Consider the following 20,780-nt stretch of genomic DNA (forward strand, 5'->3'; position numbering starts at 1 on the left):
ACTCGCCCACTTCGCCCGTTTACCGGGCGTTCAACCTCGACTTTTGCTATAGGGGCGGCTCGGCAGCAGCGGCGGCGCGCAGTTGCGCGAGCAACTCCGGCCCGGTCCAGGCCCGCCCGTGGCCCTGCTCGGCCGCGACGATGAGCTCGATGAGTCGCTCGTTCACCGGAGTCGGCGTGCCGACCATCGCGCCGAGGCCGACGATTTCGCCGCAGAGCCAGGTGATTTCGGTCTTGCGTCCGGCGGCGAGGTCGTCGGCCATCGAGGAGCGCGCCACCGGATCGATGGCGAGCACCTGCCCCGCGACCCGGCGGAACAGGCCGTCGGGCACGGTCAGCAGCCGGGTCATCAGCTCCGGCGGCAGCGGGGTGAGCCGGGCCGGGCGAATGCGCGCCTTGTGCATCGCGGCCAGTGCCTCGCGCTGCGTCAGCGCCAGGCAGCGGCGGTAGTCGCGGTCGGCGAGCTCCTCGCGCAGCGGGCGTCCGGACAGCGCGTTGATCGGGTTGTTCAGATTGAGCAGCAGCTTGGCCCACTGCACCGGCCGCAGATCCGAGTAGCGGCGCAGCGGCAGCCCGGCCCGCTCGAAGAGCTGGACATACTCGGCCAGCGCCGGATCGTCCTGCACCGCGAGCCCGCCCTCGGTGCCGCGGTGGAAGCGACCCTCCGGGTGGTGCACGACGTTGAACATCACCATCCCGGCCAGCACCACGCAGGTGGGCAGGATCTCCCTGATCACCGAGTCGTTGCCGATGCCGTTCTGCAGGCTCAGCACCACGGTGCCGGGACGGATCTTGCCGGTCAGCTCGCGCACCGCGCTCGCGGTCGCCCCGGATTTCACCGCGACCAGCACCAGATCGGCCGAGCCGACGTCCTCCGGGCCGGTCGCGAGCGTGAGCCGGTCCGGCGAGACGAGTACCTCACCGCCCTCGAGATCCGTCAGGCGCAGGCCCGAGGCGCCGACCTCGTCGAGCAACCACTGCCTGCCGACGAACGTGACGTCCGCACCGGCCGCCGCGAGTTTGCCGCCGACGAAGACGCCGATGCTGCCCGCGCCGAGCACCATGACTCGCCGCGGCATGTTGCCGAGCTCGGTCACCTCACTCCAATTCCTCTAGTCCGGCGTCCCGGTACGCGGCGAGCGCCGCGTTGGATCGCTCGCGCACGGCGGCGATCAGCTCCGGCGGACCGAGTACGGTCACGCCCGAGCCGAAGCCGAGCAGCAGGCGCGCCATCCAGTCCAGGGTGGCGAAGCGCATGGTCGTCTCCAGACTGCCGTCCGGATGCACGGCAAGCCGGTGCATCGGGTACTGGTCGAGTACCCAGCCGTAGTCGCCGCGGATGCGCAGCCGCGCCAACGGGACCGCCGGGTCGTCCTGGAACAGGTCGAGCGAGGCGGCCGCTTCGGTGGCGGCGTGGCTCGGCGGGCGGGCGGCCTCGGCGAGTTCGGTGGCGGCCTCGATCCGGTCGAAGCGGAACAGCCGCACGCCCTCGGCCTCCCGGCACCACCCCTGCAGATAGCTGTTGTCGTCGACGAGCACGATCCGGATCGGATCGACGACCCGCTCGGAGACCACATCGCGGCTGGCCGAGTAATAGATGATGCGCAGCGCGTGCTGACGAGCCAGGGCCGAGCGCACGGTCGCTACGGCGGGCGCCTCCACCGGGGTCGCCAGGGCGTCGTCGGAGAGCCGCGGGGCGCCGCCGGAGATGGCGGATTCGATCTTGGCGATGGCCGCGTGCGCGGCGGTCGGGTCCACCATGCCCGGCATCTCCGCGATCGATCGCAGGGCAACCAGCAGCGCGGTGGCCTCGGTGGAGGTCAGCCGCAGCGGCCGATCGATGCCCGCGGAGAAGGTGACCTCGATGCTCTCCTCCGAGAACGAGAGATCGATGAGATCGCCCGGACCGTAGCCGGGCAGGCCGCACATCCACAGCTGATTCAAGTCGCTCATCAGCTGCTTGGTCGTCACGCCGAGGTCGGCGGCGGCGTCCGCCGCGCTGATGCCGGGGTTGGCGATCAAGTACGGAATCATGTTGAGCAGCCGGGAAAGCCGCACCGAGAGCCGGCTGGTCGTCACGCCCGCACCTCCGTCGTGTCGAACACCGAACGTAGCCGGGCGACCACGTCGGCGCGCAGATCGTCGGGCGCGAGGACCAGGGCGTCCGGTCCGAGGCCGGTGATGAGCCTGGCCAGCCAGTCGCGCGAGCGGACGGGAACCTCGACCACCATGCCGCCGCGGTCGCCGACGGTACGTTCCTCGACGACCTGGCCGAGCCTGCGGATCTCCTGGCCGCGTCCGTCGGCGACCCATACCGTGGCCGAGCCGCTGACCGGCGCGCTGCTGGTGACCCGCGCGACGATCGCGCGCAGGTCGACGTCGTCGGGTTTGTGCACCGCGTTGACGGGGCCGTACGGCGTCACGTCGTCACCGATACGGGAGAGCCGGAAGCTGCGCACCGCGTCCCGGTCGCGGTCGTGGCCGACCAAGTACCAGCGACCGTGATGGGTCACCACGCCCCACGGCTCCACGTCGCGCATCAGGTAGGGCGCGTTGACCGCGCCGCGATGCTCGAAGCGGACGGCCTGCCCGGCGTCGACCGCCGCGAGCAGCTTGCCGAGCACCGGCTCCGAACCGCGGGTGCGGGCGGGCACGGCGGGCACCGACGCCACGGCCGCGTCGGTTTCGACGTGGATGCCCGCGGCCCGCAGCTTGAGCAGGGCGCCTTCGGCGGCGGCCGCCAGCTCAGGGGACTCCCACATCTGCACCGCGACCGCGACCGCCGCAGCCTCCTCGTCGCTCAGATCGATGTCGGGTAGCTCGTAGGCGTCGCGGTTGATCCGGTACCCCTCCAGCGTCGAATACCGGTTCACCGGTCCGACTTCCAGCGGAATGCCCAGGTCGCGCAGCTCGTTCTTGTCCCGTTCGAACATTCGGCTGAACGCCTCGTCGCTGGCCGAGTCCTCGTAGCCCGCGACGCTTTCCCTGATCCGCTCCGCGCTCAAGAACTGCCGGGTCGACAGCAGCGCGATGACCAGATTCATCAGCCGCTCGACCTTGGATATCGCCACCCGATAGAGGGTAATCGCCACCGCGACGTCACCGCGCGGCGGCGCGCGTTTCGTGGCCGTGCGATCGCCGCCCGCGGTGGACAATGATCCGGTGATCGTTGCCTTCTCAGTGACTCCGCTCGGCGCGGGAGTGGATGTCGGCCCCGCGGTAGCCGAGGCGGTGCGCGTCGTCCGGGCCAGCGGACTGCCCAACCGCACCGACGCCATGTTCACCACGCTGGAGGGCGAGTGGGACGAGGTGATGCGCGTCGTGAAAGACGCCACCGCCGCCATCCTCGCCATCGCCCCGCGCTGCAGCCTCGTCCTGAAAGCCGACATCCGCCCCGGCGTCACCGACGCGATGACGGCCAAGGTCGAGTCGGTCGAGCGCTACCTCGCCGAGGGCTGACTCCCGTGCCGGCATGAAAGAGCCGTACGTCCGTCCACTCGCGCCGTTGGCTACTCGATCAGCTCCACCACGCAGGGCAGACCCGGCGCATTCCCTAGTTTCGCGTCGCGTGTCAGCAAGGGGATCCCCAGCCGTGCCGCCAGCGCGACATAGAGCCCGTCGTAGAACGTGACCGAATGGCGAAGCTTCCACGCCTCGACCGATAACCAATCGTGGTGGGCATACCGCTCATCCACCAGCAACTTCAGCAACCGCATGCAGGTGAGCGCGGTGCGTTCCGAGATCAGCCCCTTCCGCTCCGCACGCCGCAGCACGCTACCCACCTCGGCGTCGATGAGGTGCGGCGAATGGCAGACGGACTCCGAGATTCGTTTGGCCAGCGCGACGCCAGCCGCGTCATCGCGCAACAGCGCATCCACGAGGGCCGACGCATCGACGACAATCTCGTCACTCACCTCGCAGCTCCCGCAGGGTTTCCAGGACGAAGTCGCGGTCGACACCAGGCCCGGAATCCTCGGCCAGTGCCTCGCGAATCTCCGCGAGGGCCTCCACCTTGGTCCGGCGCCGAGCCATGCTGATCAGCTCCCGGCGCATGTACGCCTGCAGCGACATTCCGGCCGCTTCAGCGCGCCGCCGGAGTACCTCGGCGTCTTCCTCGGGAACATCGCGGATCTGAATAGTCGCCATAGCGCTAGTTTAGCGCTCCCCTGGCGCTGAACCAGCGCGATTACTCCTCCGGGAAACGGGTCTGTTGGTAGCAGGTCAGGCGCCAGCCGTCGGTGGTGCGGAGGTAGATGCTCGACATCATGCCGCGGAAGGCTGGGGTGGGGTCTTCGCGGTAGGCGACGCCGATGTAGATCAGGGCCGCGGCGTCAGGGCCGACGTGCACCAGGCGCGGGTCCTGGATTTCGTAGGTGCGCCACGGGGGTGCGTGGCGTAGGGAGTCGACGACGCCGGCGCGGTCGAGCACCATGCCGTTGGCGAGGATCATCAGGGCGTCGTCGGTCATGAGGGCGCCGTAGAAGTCCGCGCCCGAGCTCGCACACAGCGAGTCCCAGCCGCGACCTTCGAGAGCGAGCAGCTCGTCGAGCACATCCGTGTCCGTCATGCGTCCCACATTAGGCAGGATCGGCGTGACGGCACCTCGTTCGATGCTCGGATTTCGTCCCGCCGACAAGCCGCTGGTCCACGACCTGGAGGTCGCGGACCAGCGTTTCCGAACTACATCGAGCTACATCGAGGCGATCAGCCGGTCGACGCGCTCGTCGACCGAGCGGAACGGGTCCTTGCACAGCACGGTCCGCTGCGCCTGGTCGTTCAGCTTGAGGTGCACCCAGTCGACGGTGAAGTCGCGACCGGCCTCCTGGGCGGCGGTGATGAAATCGCCGCGCAGCTTGGCGCGCGTGGTTTGCGGCGGGGTGTCGACCGCCGCATCCACCGCCTCGTCCTCGGTGATGCGCTTGGCCAGGCCCTTGCGCTGCAGCAGGTCGAAGACGCCGCGGCCGCGCTTGATGTCGTGGTAGGCCAGGTCCAGCTGGGCGATCTTGGGATCGGACAGCTCCATGTTGTAGCGGTCCTGGTAGCGCTGGAACAGCTTGCGCTTGATCACCCAGTCGATCTCGGTGTCCACCTTGGCGAAGTCCTGCGCCTCCACCGCGTCCAGGGTGCGGCCCCACAGGTCGACGACCTGGTCGATCTGCGGATCGCGATCCCGGTTGCGCAGGTGCTCGACGGCGCGCGCGTAGTACTCGCGCTGGATGTCGAGCGCGCTGGCCTGCCGGCCGCCCGCCAGTCGCACCGGACGACGTCCGGTGAGGTCGTGGCTGACCTCGCGGATGGCGCGAATGGGGTTGTCCAGCGCGAAGTCGCGGAACGAGACGCCCGCCTCGATCATCTCCAGCACCAGCGCGGCCGTGCCCACCTTCAGCATGGTCGTGGTCTCGGACATGTTCGAGTCGCCGACGATCACGTGCAGGCGCCGGTACTTCTCGGCGTCGGCATGGGGCTCGTCACGGGTGTTGATGATCGGGCGCGATCGGGTGGTCGCCGAGGAGACGCCCTCCCAGATGTGCTCGGCGCGCTGCGACAGGCAGAACGTGGCCGCCTTCGGCGTCTGCAGCACCTTGCCCGCTCCGCAGATCAGCTGCCTGGTCACCAGGAACGGCAGCAGCACGTCGGAGATCCGGGAGAACTCGCCCGCGCGCACCACGAGGAAGTTCTCGTGACAGCCGTAGGAGTTGCCCGCCGAGTCGGTGTTGTTCTTGAACAAATAGATGTCGCCGCCGATGCCTTCTTCGGCCAAGCGCTGCTCGGCATCGATCAGCAACTCCTCGAGCACCCGCTCGCCCGCCCTGTCATGGGTGACCAACTGATGCAGACTGTCGCATTCGGCCGTGGCGTACTCCGGATGCGAGCCGACGTCGAGATACAGCCGAGCGCCGTTGCGAAGGAACACGTTAGAGCTACGGCCCCAGGACACGACCCGGCGGAAAAGGTACCGGGCTACCTCGTCGGGGGACAGCCGACGGTGACCGTGGAAGGTGCATGTCACACCGAACTCGGTCTCGATCCCCATGATTCGTCGCTGCACACTATCGACATTACAGCCATGTCATGTACTCGCGTGGCGCTGCGGACAACACGGACGCATACGGCTTCACAACGATTCGGCACCGTATGCCCGGTGCACTCGGCCGGTCAGACGCGGATTTCGGCCCGTGGGCCGCGGCGAAAACCCGTGCGCCGAGCGCACGGAAGCACACAGAATCGTCGGCCGCATCGGCGTCGCACGACAGATCTTCCGACGTCCCGCCGACGCGCGCCGACCCGCCGGAATTTTGCACGGCTCCGCACGAGACGCGCTCGGAACCGCGAAAGGCCCGCACGGGACCGCCTCGGAGCGGTCTCGCGCGGGCCCTCGTCTTCGACTACTCCGAGTCCGACGACTCCTCGGGGAGCTCGACCACTTTGGTCTTCGCCCCCGGCTTGCCGGCCTGCAGCAACTTCTCCAACGTGGCGTCGGAGATCCTGCGGAACGCCCGGCGCGGCCGCGCCTGCTCCAACGTGGCCACCTCGAGCGAGCTCACGCCGAGCACCCGCTTGTCCTTGTCGGCGCCCTCCGGAATCCCGGCCTGCAACGCCTTGACCGCGACGCCGATCGCGCCTGCCAGGTCGAGACCCGGCCGGTAGGACCCCTTCAACGCGGAGACGATGGGCTCGGTCGTGCCGCCCATCACCACGAACTCGCGCTCGTCCACGATCGAGCCGTCGAAGGTGATCCGGTACAGCACCGACTGCGGCGACTGCTCCGGATATCCCACCTCCGCCACGCAGAGTTCGACCTCGTACGGCTTGAGCTGATCGGTGAAGATCGTGCCGAGCGCTTGCGCGTAGGCGTTGGCCAGCGCCCTTCCGGTCACGTCCCGCCGGTCGAACTGGTAACCGCGCAGGTCGGCCTGCAGGATGCCGCTGCGGCGCAGATTCTCGAACTCGTTGTACTTGCCGACGGCCGCGAACCCGATGCGGTCGTACAGCTCACTCACCTTGTGCAACGTCGCGGAGGGATTCTCCGCGACGAACAGCACTCCCTTGTCGTACGCCAGAACGATGACACTGCGACCACGAGCGATGCCTTTGCGCGCGAGCTCGGTCTTGTCGCGCATGATCTGCTCGGCCGACGCGTAGTACGGCAGTGTCATGCGTTGGCGCTCCCTTCCTCCGCCGCCGCGCGGTCGGCGACGATGCCGCGGGCGATCTCCTCCACACGCTCCTCGGGAACCTCCACCGCACCGTCCTCGTCGATCGTGACGATCGTCGGGTAGATGCCGCGAGCGAGATCCGGTCCACCGGTCGCGGTGTCGTCGTCGGAGGCGTCGAACAGCGCCTCGACCGCGATGCGCAACGCCCGGTCCGCGTCGATTCCCTTGGCGTACAGCTTCTTCAGCGACGTCTTGGCGAACATCGAACCGGAACCGACTGCGGTGTAACCGAATCGCTCCTCGCTGCGACCGCCGACCACGTCGTAGGACACGATGCGGCCGACCCGGTCGGGATCGGTGACCTGCTGGTCGTAGCCGACCAGCACCGGCACCACGGCCAGACCCTGCAGCGCGGCGGGGAGGTTGTCGCGCACCATCTTCGACAGCTTGTTGGCCTTGCCGTCGAAGGTGAGCGGAACGCCTTCGATCTTCTCGTAGTACTCCAGCTCCACCGCGAAGAGACGCACCATTTCTACGGCCATGCCTGCGGTGCCCGCGATGCCCGCCGCCGAGTAGGTGTCGGTGATGTACACCTTCTCCATGTCCCTGCTCGCCACCAGGTTCCCCTGCGTGGCGCGGCGGTCGCCCGCGATCAGCACGCCGCCGCGGTAGGTCACCGCGACGATGGTGGTGCCGTGCGGGGCGATGTCCTTCGCGACAGCGCCACCGGAGTGTCCGGTGGCGCCATCGATCGCGGCGAAACTGTTGCCCGGCAACAGTTCCGGTGCGTGTGCGCGGAGGTGTTCGGTGAACGAGGAGAGGGCGTACCCCGGGTGGAGACGCATGGGGTCACCTGCTGTCACTGGCCGCCCTTCTGCACATAGGCGCGGACGAAGTCCTCCGCGTTCTCCTCGAGCACGTCATCGATCTCGTCGAGCAGGTCGTCGGTATCCTCCGCCAGCTTCTCGCGGCGCTCCTGACCGGCGGCGTCGACGCCGTCGGGACCCTCGTCCTCGTCGCCGCCCCCGGTGCGCTTGGTCTGCTCTTGTGCCATGGCAGCCGACCTCCTCTGTCCTCATCATGACCGGAGCCAAAAGTATGAGCACGGCTCCGATCATGAGCAATGTGCGTGCTCGTACAACAACACTACCCAGCCGAGCCGACACGATGTCGGATCTGTGCCCAATTCGCCGCGCGGACAGCGCCCGATTCGCGACCCTGCCCGCGCGGGAGGAACGTAGCTACGTGGTGAGCTGCCGAACCAGCTCGGCGGCGGTGTCCACGCCGTCGAGCAGCTTGCCGACATGCGATTTGGTGCCGCGGCGCGGTTCCAGGGTCGGGATGCGCACCAGCGAGTCGCCGCCGAGATCGAAGATCACCGAATCCCAGCTCGCGGCGGCGATGTCCGCGCCGAAGCGGCGCAGGCATTCGCCGCGGAAGTAGGCGCGGGTGTCGGTGGGCGGCTTGGTCATCGCGTCGAGCACCTGCTGCTCGGAGACCAGCCGCTTCATCGAGCCGCGCGCCACCAGGCGGTTGTACAGGCCCTTGTCCAAGCGTACGTCGGAGTACTGCAGGTCCATCAGGTGTAGTTTCGGTGCGGCCCAGCTCAGTCCCTCGCGCTGGCGCATGCCCTCGAGCAGGCGCAGTTTGGCCGGCCAGTCGAGCAGGTTCGCGCATTCCATCGGGTCGCGCTCGAGCAGATCGAGCACCATCGCCCAGTTGTCCAGGATGTCCTGCACGCGGGCGTCCTCATTGCCCTCGCGGTCCATGAACTTGGCGACCCGCTCGTGGTAGAGCCGCTGCAGGGCCAGGCCGGTCAGCTCGCGGCCGTCGGCGAGCGCCACGGTGGCGCGCAGGCTCGGGTCGTGGCTGATCTGGTGCACCGCGGTGACCGGACGGGCCAGCTGCAGGTCGGAGAGGTCCTCGCCGGCCTCGATCAGGTCAAGGACCAGCGCGGTGGTGCCGACCTTGAGGTAGGTCGACATCTCGGCGAGGTTGGCGTCGCCGATGATGACGTGCAGCCTGCGGTACTTGTCGGCATCGGCGTGCGGCTCGTCGCGAGTGTTGATGATGCCGCGCTTGAGGGTGGTCTCCAGGCCGACCTCGACCTCGATGTAGTCCGAGCGCTGGGACAGCTGGAACCCGGCGTGATCGCCGGACTGGCCGATGCCGACCCGGCCGGAACCGCAGATGACCTGCCGGGAGACGAAGAACGGCGTCAGCCCGACGATGATCTGGTTGAACGGGGTGTCCCGGTTCATCAGGTAGTTCTCGTGGGTGCCGTACGAGGCGCCCTTGCCGTCGACATTGTTCTTGTACAGCTGCAACCGGGGGGCTCCCGGCACGCTGGAGGCGTGCCGCGCGGCGGCCTCCATCACGCGTTCGCCCGCTTTGTCCCAGATCACCGCGTCCAGCGGGTCGGTGACCTCGGGCGCGGAATACTCCGGGTGCGCGTGATCGACGTACAGGCGGGCGCCGTTGGTGAGGATCATGTTGGCAGCGCCGACCTCGTCGGCGTCGATCACCGGCGCCGGTCCGTTCATCCTGCTCAGGTCGAATCCGCGCGCGTCGCGCAGCGGCGACTCCACCTCGTAATCCCAGCGTGTGCGCTTGGCCCGCGGCACGCCCTCCGCGGCCGCGTACGCGAGGACCGCCTGGGTGGAGGTGAGGATCGGGTTGGCCGACGGCTCGGTGGGGGTGGAAATGCCGTATTCGACCTCGATACCGATGATGCGCTGCATACCTCGAGCCTAGGCGACACCGGCCAATGTCATACCGAGGGTGGTACTTCCGGAGGATCGCGGCGCCCGTGCGCGGGCCGGATAGTCGACACATGACCGAATCCATCGCCGAAACCGGGGCGGGAGCCGTCCAGCGGCCCCGCGTAGCCGACGCGCGCCCCGCGCGGCTCGTCGCGCTCGACGTGCTGCGCGGCATCGCGATTCTCGGCACGCTGGGCACCAATATCTGGATCCTGACCAATCCCGAGGGCCTGATCGGCTACATCGAGGAACTGGGCGCCGCGACGGACGGCGGCTGGATGTGGACCGAGCGGATGCTGCAACAGCTGGCGCAGGGCAAGTTCCTCGGCCTGCTGACGATCATGTTCGGTATCGGCCTCGCCATCCAGCAGGCCTCGGCGGTGCGCCGCGGGCGAGCGTGGCCGGGCGGCTATCCGTGGCGAGCCGGGCTGCTGTTCCTGGACGGCCTGCTGAACTTCGTGCTCGTCGCCGAGTTCGACGTGCTGATGGGTTACGCGGTGACCGGCTTGGTGGTCGCGTTCGTGCTCGCCACCGGTGAGCGCGCGCAACGCCGCTGGCTCGTGATCGCGGCGGCCGTCCATCTGGCACTGCTGACGCTCATCGCGCTCGCGATGACCTTTGCCCCGCAGCCGGATTCGGCCGCGCGCGAGCCGCTGAACCCGAATCCCTATGCGGACGGCTCGTTCTGGGACCTGGTGGTCTTCCGCCTGGAGAACGCCCTCGCGTTCCGCGTCGAGGCCGTCTTCGTGTTCGCCATGTCGGTGGCGCTGTTCCTCGCGGGCGCGCGGCTGTACCGGGCGGGCGTGTTCGCACCGGAGGGCGCGCGAATCCGGCGGCGTCTCATGCTGATCGGCGCGATCGCCGCACCGATCGACTTCGTCGTCGGCGTCCTCGGCGGCGATCTGGTGCTGTTCACCCGGTACGGCACCGCGCCGCTCGTCGCCTTCGGCATCCTCACCGTAGTCGCCGAGTTCTTTCTGCGCCGCCCGCGGCTGGGTTTCGCGGGCAGGCGGCTCACCGAGATCGGCCGTACCGCGCTGTCCTGCTACATCCTGCAGAACCTGGTGGCCTCGGCGCTGTGCTATGGCTGGGGTCTCGGCCTGGCCGCGCGGGTCTCCCCCGAGGCGCGGGTCCCGTTCACGATCGCGATCTACCTGGTGGTCGTGCTGATCATCGCGACGGGCGCCCACTTGTGGCTGCGGCGCTTCGAGCGCGGGCCGGTAGAGTGGGCGTGGCACACCTGCTATCGGCTCCTGGCCGGGGAGCGCTGAATCCGCCCTGGTCCGCGCCGTTGCACCGAGACCAGGTGGCGAACACGAGTAGCCCACTACTCGTGTTCACCGCCCCGCCTCGTCCCATGCTGAAATGAAACCTTTCCGCACTCTCGACGAGGGGAATCGTTCATGAAGGCCGCGGTGCGCCGCGTGTGGCTGGCGTTCAATGTGCCGTTGGAAGGCCGGGTGCCCTGGATGTACCTGGATTCCGAGGGTTTCGTGAGCACCGGTGTCGGCAACAAGCTCGACGACACCGCGCGGGTGCGTGCCGCCCCGACTCCAGCCGAACGAACCGCCTCGCTCATCGCGGCCCGCAGGCTGCCGTGGCGACGCCCGGACGGCTCGGCCGCCACCGGCGCGGAGGTCAACGCGGCCTGGGACGCGGTGAAGAACCGGATGGACCTCGTCGCGGGCGGCAATCGCGCTTTCGCGGACGTCTCCCTGCTGCGGTTGACCGACGAGGACATCGACCGCACCGTCTACGGCCGGCTCGACGAGCTGGAGACGCTGCTGCGCGGCCGCATGGTCCGGCACGGCAGCGGCGCGGTGGTCATGCCGTTCGCCGCCTTCGACTCCTGGCCCGCCGACGCGCAGCTCGGCATGCTCAGCATGTGCTGGGCGATGGGGCCGAGATTCAGCTTCCCCGCCTTCCAGGACGCCGCCTTCGCCCGCGACTGGCTGCGCTGCGCGGCCGCCTGCCGGGTCAATCCCGAGATCGGCACCGTGATCCGGCGCAACGATCGCGATCAGGAGTTGTTCCGCAACGCTTTTCGCGTCGAGGAGGAGCAGCTCGATCCGGAGGTCCTGCTGTTCCGTCTTCCTGAACTACCGTCGGGCAGGTGAGTTTCGCCGAGCGTTATCCGCTGCTGCACACCCCCGCCCGCTGGGAATGGGGCGGCCTCGATGTCCGCTTCTCCATCGAACTGCCACCCGACGAGCTGGTGACCAATGTGCACGCCGTGTGCTTCGTCGGCGAGCGGATCGTACTGTGCCGCGACGACCGCGACGTCTGGCTGCTGCCGGGCGGCACCCGCGAGGCGGGCGAATCCGTCGACGAGTGCCTGCGCCGCGAACTGCGCGAGGAGGCGGGCGCCCGTCCGATCGGCCCGGTGCGATGGCTGGGCGCGCACCACGCGACCAGCGACGCGCCGGAACCGTACCGGCCGTGGCAGCCGCACCCGCACAAGGCGTGGCTGTGGTGCGCCGCCGACGTCGTCCTCGACCGCTCCCCTAGCAACCCCGCCGACGCCGAGCAGATCCTCGAGGTCCGCGCCTTCGCATTCGAGGACGCACTCGAGCACGCCGCGTCGGATGGCGCGCACCTGCCCGAACTCCTCACGCTGGCAAGGGAACTGCACCGCCCAGGTGTGCGGTAGCGCACCGCGGCCGACAACCTCGGGACCATCCGCCGGGCGGGTGCTCCGGGGATGCCGGGCGCACCGCCGTTTGGTCCGGTGCACAAATCACGGCGGCACAGTCTTGTTCTTTGCCCCTGGTGAAGGGGGTCCGCGATGCGCTGAGCTTGGACGGACGACGAGGTCGACGCCACCGCCCCGGGTGCGGGGTTGCCTCGACCACACTCGAGCAGAAGGTTGCGGTCTTGGCTTCTCCCACAATTCCGGCGGTCGAGCGGGTGCGCCCGGACACCCTCTGCGCGGCGTTCCAGGCGAACGTCGCGCGATACGCCGACGCGGTCGCGCTGCGCACCCTCGGCGGCGGGCAGACCATCACCTGGCGCGAGTACGGAGAGCGGGTGCGCGCCATCGCGACCGGTCTGGCCGCGCTCGGCGTCCGCTCCGGCGACACCGTCGCGCTGATGCTGACCAACCGGCCGGAGTTCCACCTGTGCGACACCGCCGTGCTGCACGCGGGCGCCACACCCTTCTCCGTGTACAACACCAATCCGGTCGACCTGCTCGCCTACCAGTTCGGCAACGCGGGCAATCGGACCGTGATCTGCGAAAGCCAGTTCGTGTCACGGATTCTGGACGCGGTGGCCGAGGCCGCCACGCAGGGGCATCGCGTCGAGCGCGTGATCGTCGTGGACGAGGCGCCGGCCGGTACCGTCGCGCTCGCCGCGCTCGAATCGAGCACGGCCCCCGCGGGTTTCGATTTCGAGTCGACGTGGCGCGCGGTGCGTCCCGACGACCTGCTCACCATCGTCTACACCTCGGGCACCACAGGACCGCCGAAAGGCGTCGAGCTGACGCACACCAATTTCCTCGAGAACTCTCGCGTCATCGATCAATTCGGCGGCGGCCCGGACGACCGGGTCATCTCCTATCTGCCCGACGCGCACGCGGCCAACCGCTGGTTCGCGCACTACCTGACCATGCTGGAGGGCGGCCGGATCACCACGGTCGCGGATTTCACGCAGGTGGCCGCCGCGCTGGCGGAGGTGCGGCCGACGGTGTTCCTCGGCGTGCCCCGGGTGTGGGTGAAAGTCAAAGGCGCGCTGGAGGAACGCTTCGCCGCGGAACGCCCGCCGCGCCGCACGCTGGTCCGCTGGGCGGTCGGCATCGGGCGTATCCGTGCGCGTGCCGCCTCCGACGGACGCGCGCTCGGGTTCACCGAGCGGATCCAGCACAGCGTCGCCGAACGACTGGTGCTGCGCCCGCTGCGGGCGCGGCTCGGCTTTGACCGAGTGCGCGTCGCGGTGACGGGCTCGGTGGCCATCCCACCGGACGTGCACGAGTTCTTTCTCGGCATGGGTCTGCCGTTGTGCGAGGGGTACGGCATGACCGAGTGCACGGCGGGCGCGACGCTGAACGGTCCTGCCCGGATCAAGATCGGCACGGTCGGCACGCCGCTGCCCGGCGCGGAGGTCCGCCTCGCCGCGGACGGCGAGGTCCTGATCCGCGGCAAGATGGTGATGCGCGGCTACCGCGACGACCCGGCCGAGACCGCCGAGACGGTGGACGCCGACGGCTGGCTGCACACCGGCGACATCGGCTCCTTCGACGCCGACGGCTACCTGTCCATCGTGGACCGCAAGAAAGAACTCATCATCAACGCCGCGGGCAAGAACATGTCCCCGGCCAACATCGAGAACACGATCATCGAGAACTGCCCGCTGGCGGGCGCGGTCGTGGCGATCGGCGAGCAGCGCCCCTTCAACACCGCGCTGATCTGCCTCGACCCCGATCTGGCCGCCGCGTTCGCCCGGCGAATCGGGCTCGCGGCGGCCTCCCCCACCGAGCTGGGCACGGCCCCCGCAGTGCTCGCCGAGATCGAGCGAGGGGTGGCGGCAGCCAACGGCAAACTCTCCCGCGTGGAGCAGATCAAGAAGTACGTGGTGCTCGGCGAGGTGTGGGAGCCGGGCGGCGACTGCCTGACGGCCACCGGCAAACTTCGCCGCGCGCCGATCGCGAGCCGCTACACCGATACGATCGAGGCCATGTACTCGTGATGGTCGTACGGACTCGGAGGCGCTGATGAGCGAACGTGGTGAGCGAATCGTGTGCCAGCGCGCATCGCGCATGACGGAGCCGAGCGCCAGCGAGGCGGAGGCATGAGCGAACGCAGTGAGCGATTCATGTGCCAGCGCGCATCGCGCATGACGGAGCCGAGCGCCAGCGAGGCGGAGGCATGAGCGAACGCAGTGAGCGAATCATGTGCCAGCGCGCATCGCGCATGACGGAGCCGAGCGCCAGCGAGGCGGAGGCATGAGCGATGCGGGCGGAAGAGCAGGTCCGAGAGGCCACGCGCACCGCACCGCGGCGATCGACGGCCTGCACCAGGCCGCGGCGTCGCTGCTGGAGGGGTTCTACGGCACGCTGCCGCCGTACGCGCAACTGCCGCACTCGCTGGTGGAGACCGACTTCGCCCGCGGCGCGAAGCTCAATGTCGACCTGTTCTTCGAGTATCTCCGGCGCGGCGCCGAGCCGTCCGAAGCCGACACCAGGGAGCTTGTCGAGCTGGCGATGGACCGGCTGCGCGACGGCACCCCGCTGGCCGATGTGCTGGAACGGTATCGGCTCGGCGCCGTCTTCCTCTGGGACCGGCTACGCGATTCGGTCGGTGACGAGCGCCTGCTGCTGGAGGCCTCGCCCGCGCTGCTGAAGTACGTCACGCTGGTCAGCGCGCGCATCGCCACCGCGGCCACCCAGCGGTCGCACGATCCGCGGTGGGAACTGCTCGAGCGCCGCCGCGGCATCGCCGACGCGCTGCTGGCCGGACACGATCCGGTGGAGTGGGCCGCCGACCCGGTCATACCGGTGGCCGACGCCTTCCTGGTCGCGGTGTTCCGGCTGTGCGGAAGCCACGGCGGCACCGCCGCGGCCCTGCGGCACCGCGTCGAAGCCATCCCCGGCGTGTTCTTGCGGCTGGACACCGGCGGCTGGACCGCGCTGGTCCCGCTGGCCACGGGCGACGACGGCGCGGCCGCACTGGCCGGTCTCACCGCGCGCCTGCCCGCGCACGCGCCCGGCCGGGTCCCGCCGTACTGGGTGGGCGTCGGGGCCGCGTCCGCCAGGGCCGTGATCCCCGCGACGGCCGCCGAGGCGCGTGTCCTCGCCGAGCTCGGCCGCTGCCTTTCCTGGCGCGAGATCATCTGTCGCCGAACGGATCTGCACTTCGAGTACACCGTGGCGGCGAGCGACGCCGCGCGGCCGGGCCTCGCCGGGCTGCTCGCCCCGCTGGACGCCCAGCCGATGCTCGCCGAGACGCTGGAGACGTTCGTGGACACCGGCTTCAATCAGCTCGCCACCGCGCGGCTGCTCATGGTGCACCGCAACACCGTGACCTACCGGCTCTCGCGCGTGCACGAACTCACCGGGCTGGATCCGCACCGGCCCGCCGACGCCATGACGCTGTCCGCGGCGCGGCTGGCCCGCCGCCTCGAATCCGCGTCTTTCGCACCGTGATCGGCGTATCCCGTTCCGGCCACCGTGTCCGCGCGACCGATCGTGGGTGAATTCCTGGCTCACCTGACCGAAACGCTCACCGCCGCGGTGGGACCCGGATAGTCTCGGCGATGGGTCCGAAACCCGGATCCTTGCTTCACTGCCGGGAGCGTCCGATGGAGAAGGCTCTGGTCACCGACGGGGTGTCCGCGACACCCTGTAGTCCGGGCGGCGCCCGCACGCCCGACGAATCCCACCGGCGGGCAACGGCTTTACTCCGTCCCGGGATTCTCGCTTTCGGCGGCGCGATCCGCCCGACCGCATTGCACGCCCACCACACCGTTCAGGTGCTCGCCGCACGCACGCCGATCACGGTGATGGACGCGGGCGGGGTGCGCCACCGCGGCACCAGGATCATCGTGCCCGCCGACGCGCCGCACCGGATCGAGACCGCCGCCGAGGGCGCCGCGCTCTATCTCGATCCCGAGACCGCGGCGGGCGCCACCGCCGATCGCCGCGCGCACGCCGGCGGCTGGGCCGACGACCAGCAGGTCATGCCAACGACGCTGGCCACCGCGCCGATCGCCGAGCAGGTGGCCGCGATCGTGCGCGAATTGCGCTGCGCGCCAACGGCCGCCAACGGCTCGCACCGGCACGGCGCGGTGACCGAGGCGCTGCGGCTGCTGCCGAGTCTGGTGCCGGACCATTCGATGCGCGGCGCCGACGTGGCCAAGCGGGTCGGGCTCTCCCCCGCCCGGCTCTCGCACCTGTTCGCCGAACAGGTCGGGATGCCGTTGCGCCCGTACATCCTGTGGCTGCGGCTGCGTTTGGCGGTCAACCGGTTCCGCTCCGGCGACGATGTCGCCGCCGCCGCGCACGCCTCCGGTTTCGACGACAGCACCCAACTCACCCGCACCTGCCGTCGCACCTTCGGGTTGACGCCCGCCGCGCTGCATCGCGCCGAACTGTGGGACCTCGGCGACGGAGCCTGACGGACGCCGTCGGACGTCGGTCCGTCGACAGCCCGCGCACGGCCGGCGCGAAGCCGAACACACGCCATGACGCCGCGCCGCCCGTACCCGGTACGCTCGATCCCATGTTCTCGCGGGTGCGGCTGACGGCCTTCGCGGTGCTCGCGTGCCTGGCGCCCGCGCTCGCACTGCTGGTCGCGCCCCTGCCCGAGCACGCGTCGCTGGCCGCGCTCGGTGTGCTCGCCGTCGCGGTGTTCGCGATGGTGGCGCTGCACGGCGGCGCGGTCGCGCCGCTGGTCGTCGCCCGCGGCGGACCGCCGTCGGCACAGCGCCGCAGGCGCGGTTCCTATCTGCGACAGAGCAATCCCGATACGGCGGGCCGTCCGCGGCCGCGAGCACCGGGACTGGTCACGGGCTGATCGACGGCCCGCGCCGCGGCGCGGGTGTGGTCGGCCCGCGCCGTGACCATCTCCACTTCGCGTGCGTGTGCGCGCACGTCTCACCGAATCAGGTGCTCCCCCAATGCTCGATGTCCTCTATTACCCTGTCTCCGCCGTGCTCTGGCTCTGGCACACCGCGTTCGCCGCGCTGCTCGGATCCACCAGCGGCCTGGCCTGGGTACTGGCGGTGGTGTTCCTCGTCGTCACGCTCCGCGCGGCCATGTATCCGCTGTTCCTGAAACAGGTCCGCACCCAAGCCGTCGTGCGGCGCCTGCGACCCGAGATCGAGGCGCTGCGCAAGCGCTATCCCGACGACAAGCAACGACAGGCCGTCGAAATCCAGAAACTGCACCGCGAGAACGGTGTCGGCGTGCTGGCGGGCTGCCTGCCGATGCTCGGCCAGGGGCTCGTGTTCCTCGCGCTGTTCCATGTGCTTCGCTCGTTCGACCGCACCGGAACGCTCGGCCATCTGCCCTTCCAGGCGACGTCGACGCCGATGACGCCCGAACAGAACGCGCAGACCCCGAACTACGTCTTCGACGCCGCCGATGTGCAGTCCTTCCTGAACGCCAAGCTGTTCGGCGCGCCGCTGTCGGCCACGCTGACCGGTCAGCCGAGCGTGGCGATCGCCGCGGTCGCAGGCACGCTGATGCTGGTGGCGGCCATCGCGACGCACTTCACCGCGCGCGCCGCGATCGCCCGCCAGGACCCGGCCACGGCACAGCTGCCGCTGCTGAACACGATGACGCTCTGGGTGTTTCCGGCGGGCGCGCTCGTCGGCGGCGCACTGCTTCCGGTGGCGATCCTGCTGTACTGGGTGGCGAACAACGGGTGGACGCTCGCGCAGCAGCACGTCGCCCACCGCCGCGTCGACGCCGAGGTCATGGCCGCGGCGGCAGCGGCGGCCACGGCGCGGCAGGACAGCGCGCCGAAGCCAGGGGTGAAGCCGATGCCGGGCGTGAAGCCGCGACCGGGCGTGAAATCCCGGCGTGGCCGTCGGTGACCTGCCGGGGCACGCCGTCAGGCAGCGGGTGTGGCCCGCAGGTAGTGCTTGGCGGCGATGCCCCACAACACCTGGCGCACGCCGAGCGGAGCCCAGCCCGCCGAGCGATCCTCCAGCACCACCGGATCACGCAACGTCACGGTGTGCCCCTTGGTCTCCAGCTCGAAAACGCCCGCGGCGAGGACGTTCTTGACCCATTCCGTCTCACGGCCGTACGTCAGCGCGATGCGGTAGACGCCGTCGTCTTCGAACACCCACACCGGTGTCCGGTAGGCGCGGCCGGATCGTCGTCCTTTGTGCAACACCACAGCGAAGGGCGGCACCGTGCCCGCGACCAGTCCCGCCACCGGGTTGGTCACGTGCCGGTTGAATCTCGCCACTATGCGCGGAAGCACCATCGGACGGTCCTCTCTCCAGGTGGCGTGCGCTGCCCAGGTTACTCTCGAGCAGTGTCTGCGCAGCCGAACTTCGACGGTCCTTCCGGCGAGATGATCGCGGTCTACGACCGGCAGGGTCGCGCGGTCGGCGCGGCCGATCGCGCCGAGGTCTACCGCGAGGGTCTATGGCACGCCAGTGCCGGGGTGCTGGTGCGTTCGAGGGATGGCGAGCGGGTCTACGTACACCGCCGCACCGACACGAAGATGGTGTTCGCCGGGATGCACGACTGCCTCGCGGGCGGTGTCGTCGCGCCGGGCGAGGACCCGGCGCGGACCGCGATCCGGGAGCTGGCCGAAGAGCTCGGCATCGTGCTCACCGAGGACGCGGCGCCTCCGCTGCCGATGGCCAGCGCGTCCTGGGACGGGGAATGGGAGGGCAGGCCGATGCGCTGCCATTTGTTCGCCTACGAGCTGCGGTACGACGGCCCCATCCGTCATCAGCCCGAGGAGATCGCCGACGGCTGGTGGTGGACCGACGCGGAACTGCGCGCCCACCTCGCCGACCCGGACTGGCCGTTCGTCCCGGACACCCTGGTACTGGTCGGCGATCTCCTGGCCTGAACCAGTTACGCCGCGCTGCCGCTGCCCAGGGACAGCATCGTGGTCAGAATGTTGGCGACGACTTCGAGCAACTCCATGAAAGGCAATCCTTCGGGTAGTTCATCAGGTGGAGGGCCCAGCATCACGGATGTGGGTGTCGGGGAGGTTACCCGAACATGACGGACTCGGATGGGAGTCCTCGCAGCGTGACCCTCGCCGCGGTCAGCTCGACGAGGCGCCGGTGCTGGCCCAGGACAGGAACGCGCCGGGATTGCGGGTCTGCAGCAGCACCCGGCCGGGACCGACGAAGTCGAAGACGAAGCCTTCGCCGGACTTCAGCGACTGAATGGAGCGGCCGGAGACGGCGCGCCGGATGGTGAAGTTCATGGCCAGGTCGTAGGCCACCACGTGTCCGGTGTCGATGGTGATCGGTTCGCCCGGCTGCAGATCGATCACATCGATCGCGCCGAAGACGCCGACCACGATCTCGCCGTCGCCGTGCGCGCGCAGGCCGAAGCCGCCCTCGCCGCCGAACAGATTCGCGAAGCCGCCCCACTTGCTCTCCACTTGCACGCCGTGCGAATTGGCGATCCAGCCGCCGCGGCTGATGAAGTACGGCCGGTCCGGGGTGATCTGCAGGTTCAGCATGTCGCCGGGCAGGGCGGGCGCGACGTCGACCCAGCCGCCCTGCGGCGGAGCGGTGAAGGTGGAGACGAAGAACGATTCTCCGGAGAGCACCGAGCGCTTGAGCCCGGCCAGGATGCCGCCCTCGGCCTTGGCCTGCAATGTGACTCCCGCCGAATGGGCGACCATGGCGCCGCTCTCGACCCGCATCGGCTCCCCGCCTGCCAGGAAGCACCGCGCGACGGTGGAGGCGGGGTTGTGGCGCAGATTTACCTTCATGCCGCCGACCCTACCGCGTGTGCGCGGTGGACAGGGATGAGCGAATTCGGCCCCGGGAGACCGGGATTCGCTGGATCGTCAGTCGAGCGAGCGCAGCGTGTCCTCGCTGCGCGCGACCACCGCGCCGCCGTCGCCGGTGAGCACGATCGGACGCTGGATGAGCTGCGGGTTGTCGGCCAGCGCCGCGATCCACCGATCCCGGTCGGCGGGCGTGCGGCCCCAGTCCGCCATGCCCAGATCCTTGGCGATCTGCTCGCCGGTGCGGGTGATGTCCCACGGTTGCGCGTCGAGCCGCCGCAGCACCTCGCGCAACTCGTCGGCGGTGGGCGGGTCGTCCAGGTAGCGGCGCACGGTGTAGGTCGCACCCGTCTCGTCCAGGTGCGCGGTCGCGGCGCGGCTCTTCGAGCACCGCGGGTTGTGCCAGATCTCGGTCTGCCCAGATGTCATGCC

Annotated in this window: 24 protein-coding genes; 10 read left to right on the forward strand and 14 right to left on the reverse strand. The window is 69.6% G+C overall.

Annotation, left to right across the window (positions count from 1 at the left end):
- Nucleotides 1–46: 46 nt before the first annotated feature.
- From AC3ERS_RS17240 to AC3ERS_RS17250, 3 genes are read right to left on the reverse strand one after another with little or no spacing between them, the layout of a single operon-like run.
- The gene (locus AC3ERS_RS17240; RefSeq protein WP_431969091.1) at nt 47–1,078 is read right to left on the reverse strand and encodes a 2-dehydropantoate 2-reductase; all 1,032 of its coding nucleotides are present in this window, start codon (nt 1,076–1,078) and stop codon (nt 47–49) included.
- A 19-nt stretch (nt 1,079–1,097) separates the two neighbouring features.
- Entirely contained in the window at nt 1,098–2,078 is a 981-nt protein-coding gene (locus AC3ERS_RS17245; RefSeq protein ID WP_431968625.1) for a helix-turn-helix transcriptional regulator, read from the reverse strand.
- Entirely contained in the window at nt 2,075–3,070 is a 996-nt protein-coding gene (locus AC3ERS_RS17250) for a helix-turn-helix transcriptional regulator (protein ID WP_431968627.1), read from the reverse strand. The genes AC3ERS_RS17245 and AC3ERS_RS17250 overlap by 4 nt, the downstream gene beginning before the upstream one ends.
- 91 nt (nt 3,071–3,161) lie before the next feature.
- Here AC3ERS_RS17250 and AC3ERS_RS17255 point away from each other — a divergent pair, with 91 nt between their 5' ends.
- On the forward strand, nt 3,162–3,458 hold the full coding sequence (locus tag AC3ERS_RS17255) for an MTH1187 family thiamine-binding protein (RefSeq protein ID WP_431968629.1): 297 nt from the start codon (nt 3,162–3,164) through the stop codon (nt 3,456–3,458).
- A 50-nt stretch (nt 3,459–3,508) separates the two neighbouring features.
- Here the strand turns inward: AC3ERS_RS17255 and AC3ERS_RS17260 are convergent, their stop codons facing one another.
- The 8 genes from AC3ERS_RS17260 to dop all read right to left on the reverse strand — a co-directional run bounded on the left by AC3ERS_RS17260 (nt 3,509) and on the right by dop (nt 9,897).
- On the reverse strand, nt 3,509–3,913 hold the full coding sequence (locus tag AC3ERS_RS17260; protein ID WP_431968631.1) for a type II toxin-antitoxin system VapC family toxin: 405 nt from the start codon (nt 3,911–3,913) through the stop codon (nt 3,509–3,511).
- Nucleotides 3,906–4,145, reverse strand: coding sequence for a FitA-like ribbon-helix-helix domain-containing protein (locus AC3ERS_RS17265; protein WP_431968633.1), 240 nt, complete (start codon nt 4,143–4,145; stop codon nt 3,906–3,908). The genes AC3ERS_RS17260 and AC3ERS_RS17265 overlap by 8 nt, the downstream gene beginning before the upstream one ends.
- 40 nt (nt 4,146–4,185) lie before the next feature.
- Nucleotides 4,186–4,566 (reverse strand): nuclear transport factor 2 family protein, encoded by a 381-nt coding sequence (locus AC3ERS_RS17270; RefSeq protein ID WP_431968635.1) that lies wholly within the window; start codon nt 4,564–4,566, stop codon nt 4,186–4,188.
- Nucleotides 4,567–4,689: 123 nt separating this feature from the next.
- The gene (gene pafA / locus AC3ERS_RS17275; protein WP_218024195.1) at nt 4,690–6,048 is read right to left on the reverse strand and encodes a Pup--protein ligase; all 1,359 of its coding nucleotides are present in this window, start codon (nt 6,046–6,048) and stop codon (nt 4,690–4,692) included.
- Between the two features lie 337 nt (nt 6,049–6,385).
- Nucleotides 6,386–7,156, reverse strand: a complete 771-nt coding sequence (gene prcA, locus AC3ERS_RS17280) for a proteasome subunit alpha (protein WP_431968638.1) — start codon at nt 7,154–7,156, stop codon at nt 6,386–6,388.
- A complete protein-coding gene (gene prcB / locus AC3ERS_RS17285; RefSeq protein ID WP_431968640.1) occupies nt 7,153–8,001 on the reverse strand; it encodes a proteasome subunit beta in 849 nt (282 codons plus the stop codon). Before prcB ends, prcA begins: the two co-directional genes overlap by 4 nt.
- 14 nt (nt 8,002–8,015) lie before the next feature.
- A complete protein-coding gene (locus AC3ERS_RS17290) occupies nt 8,016–8,210 on the reverse strand; it encodes a ubiquitin-like protein Pup (protein ID WP_067781199.1) in 195 nt (64 codons plus the stop codon).
- A 187-nt stretch (nt 8,211–8,397) separates the two neighbouring features.
- On the reverse strand, nt 8,398–9,897 hold the full coding sequence (dop, locus tag AC3ERS_RS17295) for a depupylase/deamidase Dop (RefSeq protein WP_431968643.1): 1,500 nt from the start codon (nt 9,895–9,897) through the stop codon (nt 8,398–8,400).
- Between the two features lie 92 nt (nt 9,898–9,989).
- Here dop and AC3ERS_RS17300 point away from each other — a divergent pair, with 92 nt between their 5' ends.
- The 8 genes from AC3ERS_RS17300 (at nt 9,990) to yidC (ending at nt 18,450) form a co-directional block, all read left to right on the forward strand.
- Nucleotides 9,990–11,189 carry a DUF418 domain-containing protein gene (locus AC3ERS_RS17300; RefSeq protein WP_431968645.1) on the forward strand — a complete coding sequence of 400 codons (1,200 nt, stop codon included), beginning with the start codon at nt 9,990–9,992 and terminating at the stop codon, nt 11,187–11,189.
- A 132-nt stretch (nt 11,190–11,321) separates the two neighbouring features.
- The gene (locus tag AC3ERS_RS17305) at nt 11,322–12,035 is read left to right on the forward strand and encodes a hypothetical protein (RefSeq protein ID WP_431968647.1); all 714 of its coding nucleotides are present in this window, start codon (nt 11,322–11,324) and stop codon (nt 12,033–12,035) included.
- Nucleotides 12,032–12,568 carry an NUDIX domain-containing protein gene (locus AC3ERS_RS17310; RefSeq protein WP_431968649.1) on the forward strand — a complete coding sequence of 179 codons (537 nt, stop codon included), beginning with the start codon at nt 12,032–12,034 and terminating at the stop codon, nt 12,566–12,568. Before AC3ERS_RS17305 ends, AC3ERS_RS17310 begins: the two co-directional genes overlap by 4 nt.
- Nucleotides 12,569–12,792: 224 nt before the next feature.
- On the forward strand, nt 12,793–14,601 hold the full coding sequence (locus tag AC3ERS_RS17315) for an AMP-dependent synthetase/ligase (protein WP_431968651.1): 1,809 nt from the start codon (nt 12,793–12,795) through the stop codon (nt 14,599–14,601).
- A gap of 256 nt (nt 14,602–14,857) precedes the next feature.
- A complete protein-coding gene (locus tag AC3ERS_RS17320; RefSeq protein WP_431968653.1) occupies nt 14,858–16,057 on the forward strand; it encodes a PucR family transcriptional regulator in 1,200 nt (399 codons plus the stop codon).
- Nucleotides 16,058–16,212: 155 nt separating this feature from the next.
- Entirely contained in the window at nt 16,213–17,028 is an 816-nt protein-coding gene (locus AC3ERS_RS17325) for a helix-turn-helix transcriptional regulator (protein ID WP_431968655.1), read from the forward strand.
- A gap of 104 nt (nt 17,029–17,132) precedes the next feature.
- Nucleotides 17,133–17,426, forward strand: coding sequence for a DUF6412 domain-containing protein (locus AC3ERS_RS17330; protein WP_431968657.1), 294 nt, complete (start codon nt 17,133–17,135; stop codon nt 17,424–17,426).
- Nucleotides 17,427–17,529: 103 nt separating this feature from the next.
- Nucleotides 17,530–18,450, forward strand: coding sequence for a membrane protein insertase YidC (gene yidC, locus AC3ERS_RS17335; protein WP_431968659.1), 921 nt, complete (start codon nt 17,530–17,532; stop codon nt 18,448–18,450).
- Between the two features lie 17 nt (nt 18,451–18,467).
- On the opposite strand, the gene AC3ERS_RS17340 is transcribed toward yidC, so the two are convergent.
- Nucleotides 18,468–18,848: a nitroreductase family deazaflavin-dependent oxidoreductase gene (locus tag AC3ERS_RS17340; protein ID WP_431968661.1), complete on the reverse strand. Its 381-nt coding sequence runs from the start codon at nt 18,846–18,848 to the stop codon at nt 18,468–18,470.
- Between the two features lie 90 nt (nt 18,849–18,938).
- Between AC3ERS_RS17340 and AC3ERS_RS17345 the strand changes: the two genes are divergently transcribed.
- Complete coding sequence (locus AC3ERS_RS17345; RefSeq protein ID WP_431969093.1) at nt 18,939–19,448, forward strand: NUDIX hydrolase; 510 nt, start codon at nt 18,939–18,941, stop codon at nt 19,446–19,448.
- A gap of 201 nt (nt 19,449–19,649) precedes the next feature.
- Here AC3ERS_RS17345 and AC3ERS_RS17350 read toward each other — a convergent pair whose 3' ends face one another.
- Nucleotides 19,650–20,330, reverse strand: coding sequence for a TIGR00266 family protein (locus AC3ERS_RS17350; protein WP_431968663.1), 681 nt, complete (start codon nt 20,328–20,330; stop codon nt 19,650–19,652).
- Nucleotides 20,331–20,408: 78 nt separating this feature from the next.
- Nucleotides 20,409–20,777, reverse strand: a complete 369-nt coding sequence (locus tag AC3ERS_RS17355; protein ID WP_431968665.1) for an arsenate reductase family protein — start codon at nt 20,775–20,777, stop codon at nt 20,409–20,411.
- Between the last annotated feature and the right edge of the window lie 3 nt (nt 20,778–20,780).

The organism is Nocardia sp. bgisy134 (assembly GCF_057708325.1).

Bases quoted from the DNA above. Each gene is read 5' to 3' on its own strand.
- AC3ERS_RS17240 (WP_431969091.1), bottom strand. From the start codon at position 1,078: ATGCCGCGGCGAGTCATGGTGCTCGGCGCGGGCAGCATCGGCGTCTTC.
- AC3ERS_RS17265 (WP_431968633.1), bottom strand. From the start codon at position 4,145: ATGGCGACTATTCAGATCCGCGATGTTCCCGAGGAAGACGCCGAGGTA.
- AC3ERS_RS17270 (WP_431968635.1), bottom strand. From the start codon at position 4,566: ATGACGGACACGGATGTGCTCGACGAGCTGCTCGCTCTCGAAGGTCGC.
- prcA (WP_431968638.1), bottom strand. From the start codon at position 7,156: ATGACACTGCCGTACTACGCGTCGGCCGAGCAGATCATGCGCGACAAG.
- prcB (WP_431968640.1), bottom strand. From the start codon at position 8,001: ATGCGTCTCCACCCGGGGTACGCCCTCTCCTCGTTCACCGAACACCTC.
- AC3ERS_RS17290 (WP_067781199.1), bottom strand. From the start codon at position 8,210: ATGGCACAAGAGCAGACCAAGCGCACCGGGGGCGGCGACGAGGACGAG.
- dop (WP_431968643.1), bottom strand. From the start codon at position 9,897: ATGCAGCGCATCATCGGTATCGAGGTCGAATACGGCATTTCCACCCCC.
- AC3ERS_RS17300 (WP_431968645.1), top strand. From the start codon at position 9,990: ATGACCGAATCCATCGCCGAAACCGGGGCGGGAGCCGTCCAGCGGCCC.
- AC3ERS_RS17305 (WP_431968647.1), top strand. From the start codon at position 11,322: ATGAAGGCCGCGGTGCGCCGCGTGTGGCTGGCGTTCAATGTGCCGTTG.
- AC3ERS_RS17320 (WP_431968653.1), top strand. From the start codon at position 14,858: ATGAGCGATGCGGGCGGAAGAGCAGGTCCGAGAGGCCACGCGCACCGC.
- AC3ERS_RS17325 (WP_431968655.1), top strand. From the start codon at position 16,213: ATGGAGAAGGCTCTGGTCACCGACGGGGTGTCCGCGACACCCTGTAGT.
- AC3ERS_RS17330 (WP_431968657.1), top strand. From the start codon at position 17,133: ATGTTCTCGCGGGTGCGGCTGACGGCCTTCGCGGTGCTCGCGTGCCTG.
- yidC (WP_431968659.1), top strand. From the start codon at position 17,530: ATGCTCGATGTCCTCTATTACCCTGTCTCCGCCGTGCTCTGGCTCTGG.
- AC3ERS_RS17340 (WP_431968661.1), bottom strand. From the start codon at position 18,848: ATGGTGCTTCCGCGCATAGTGGCGAGATTCAACCGGCACGTGACCAAC.
- AC3ERS_RS17345 (WP_431969093.1), top strand. From the start codon at position 18,939: ATGATCGCGGTCTACGACCGGCAGGGTCGCGCGGTCGGCGCGGCCGAT.
- AC3ERS_RS17350 (WP_431968663.1), bottom strand. From the start codon at position 20,330: ATGAAGGTAAATCTGCGCCACAACCCCGCCTCCACCGTCGCGCGGTGC.
- AC3ERS_RS17355 (WP_431968665.1), bottom strand. From the start codon at position 20,777: ATGACATCTGGGCAGACCGAGATCTGGCACAACCCGCGGTGCTCGAAG.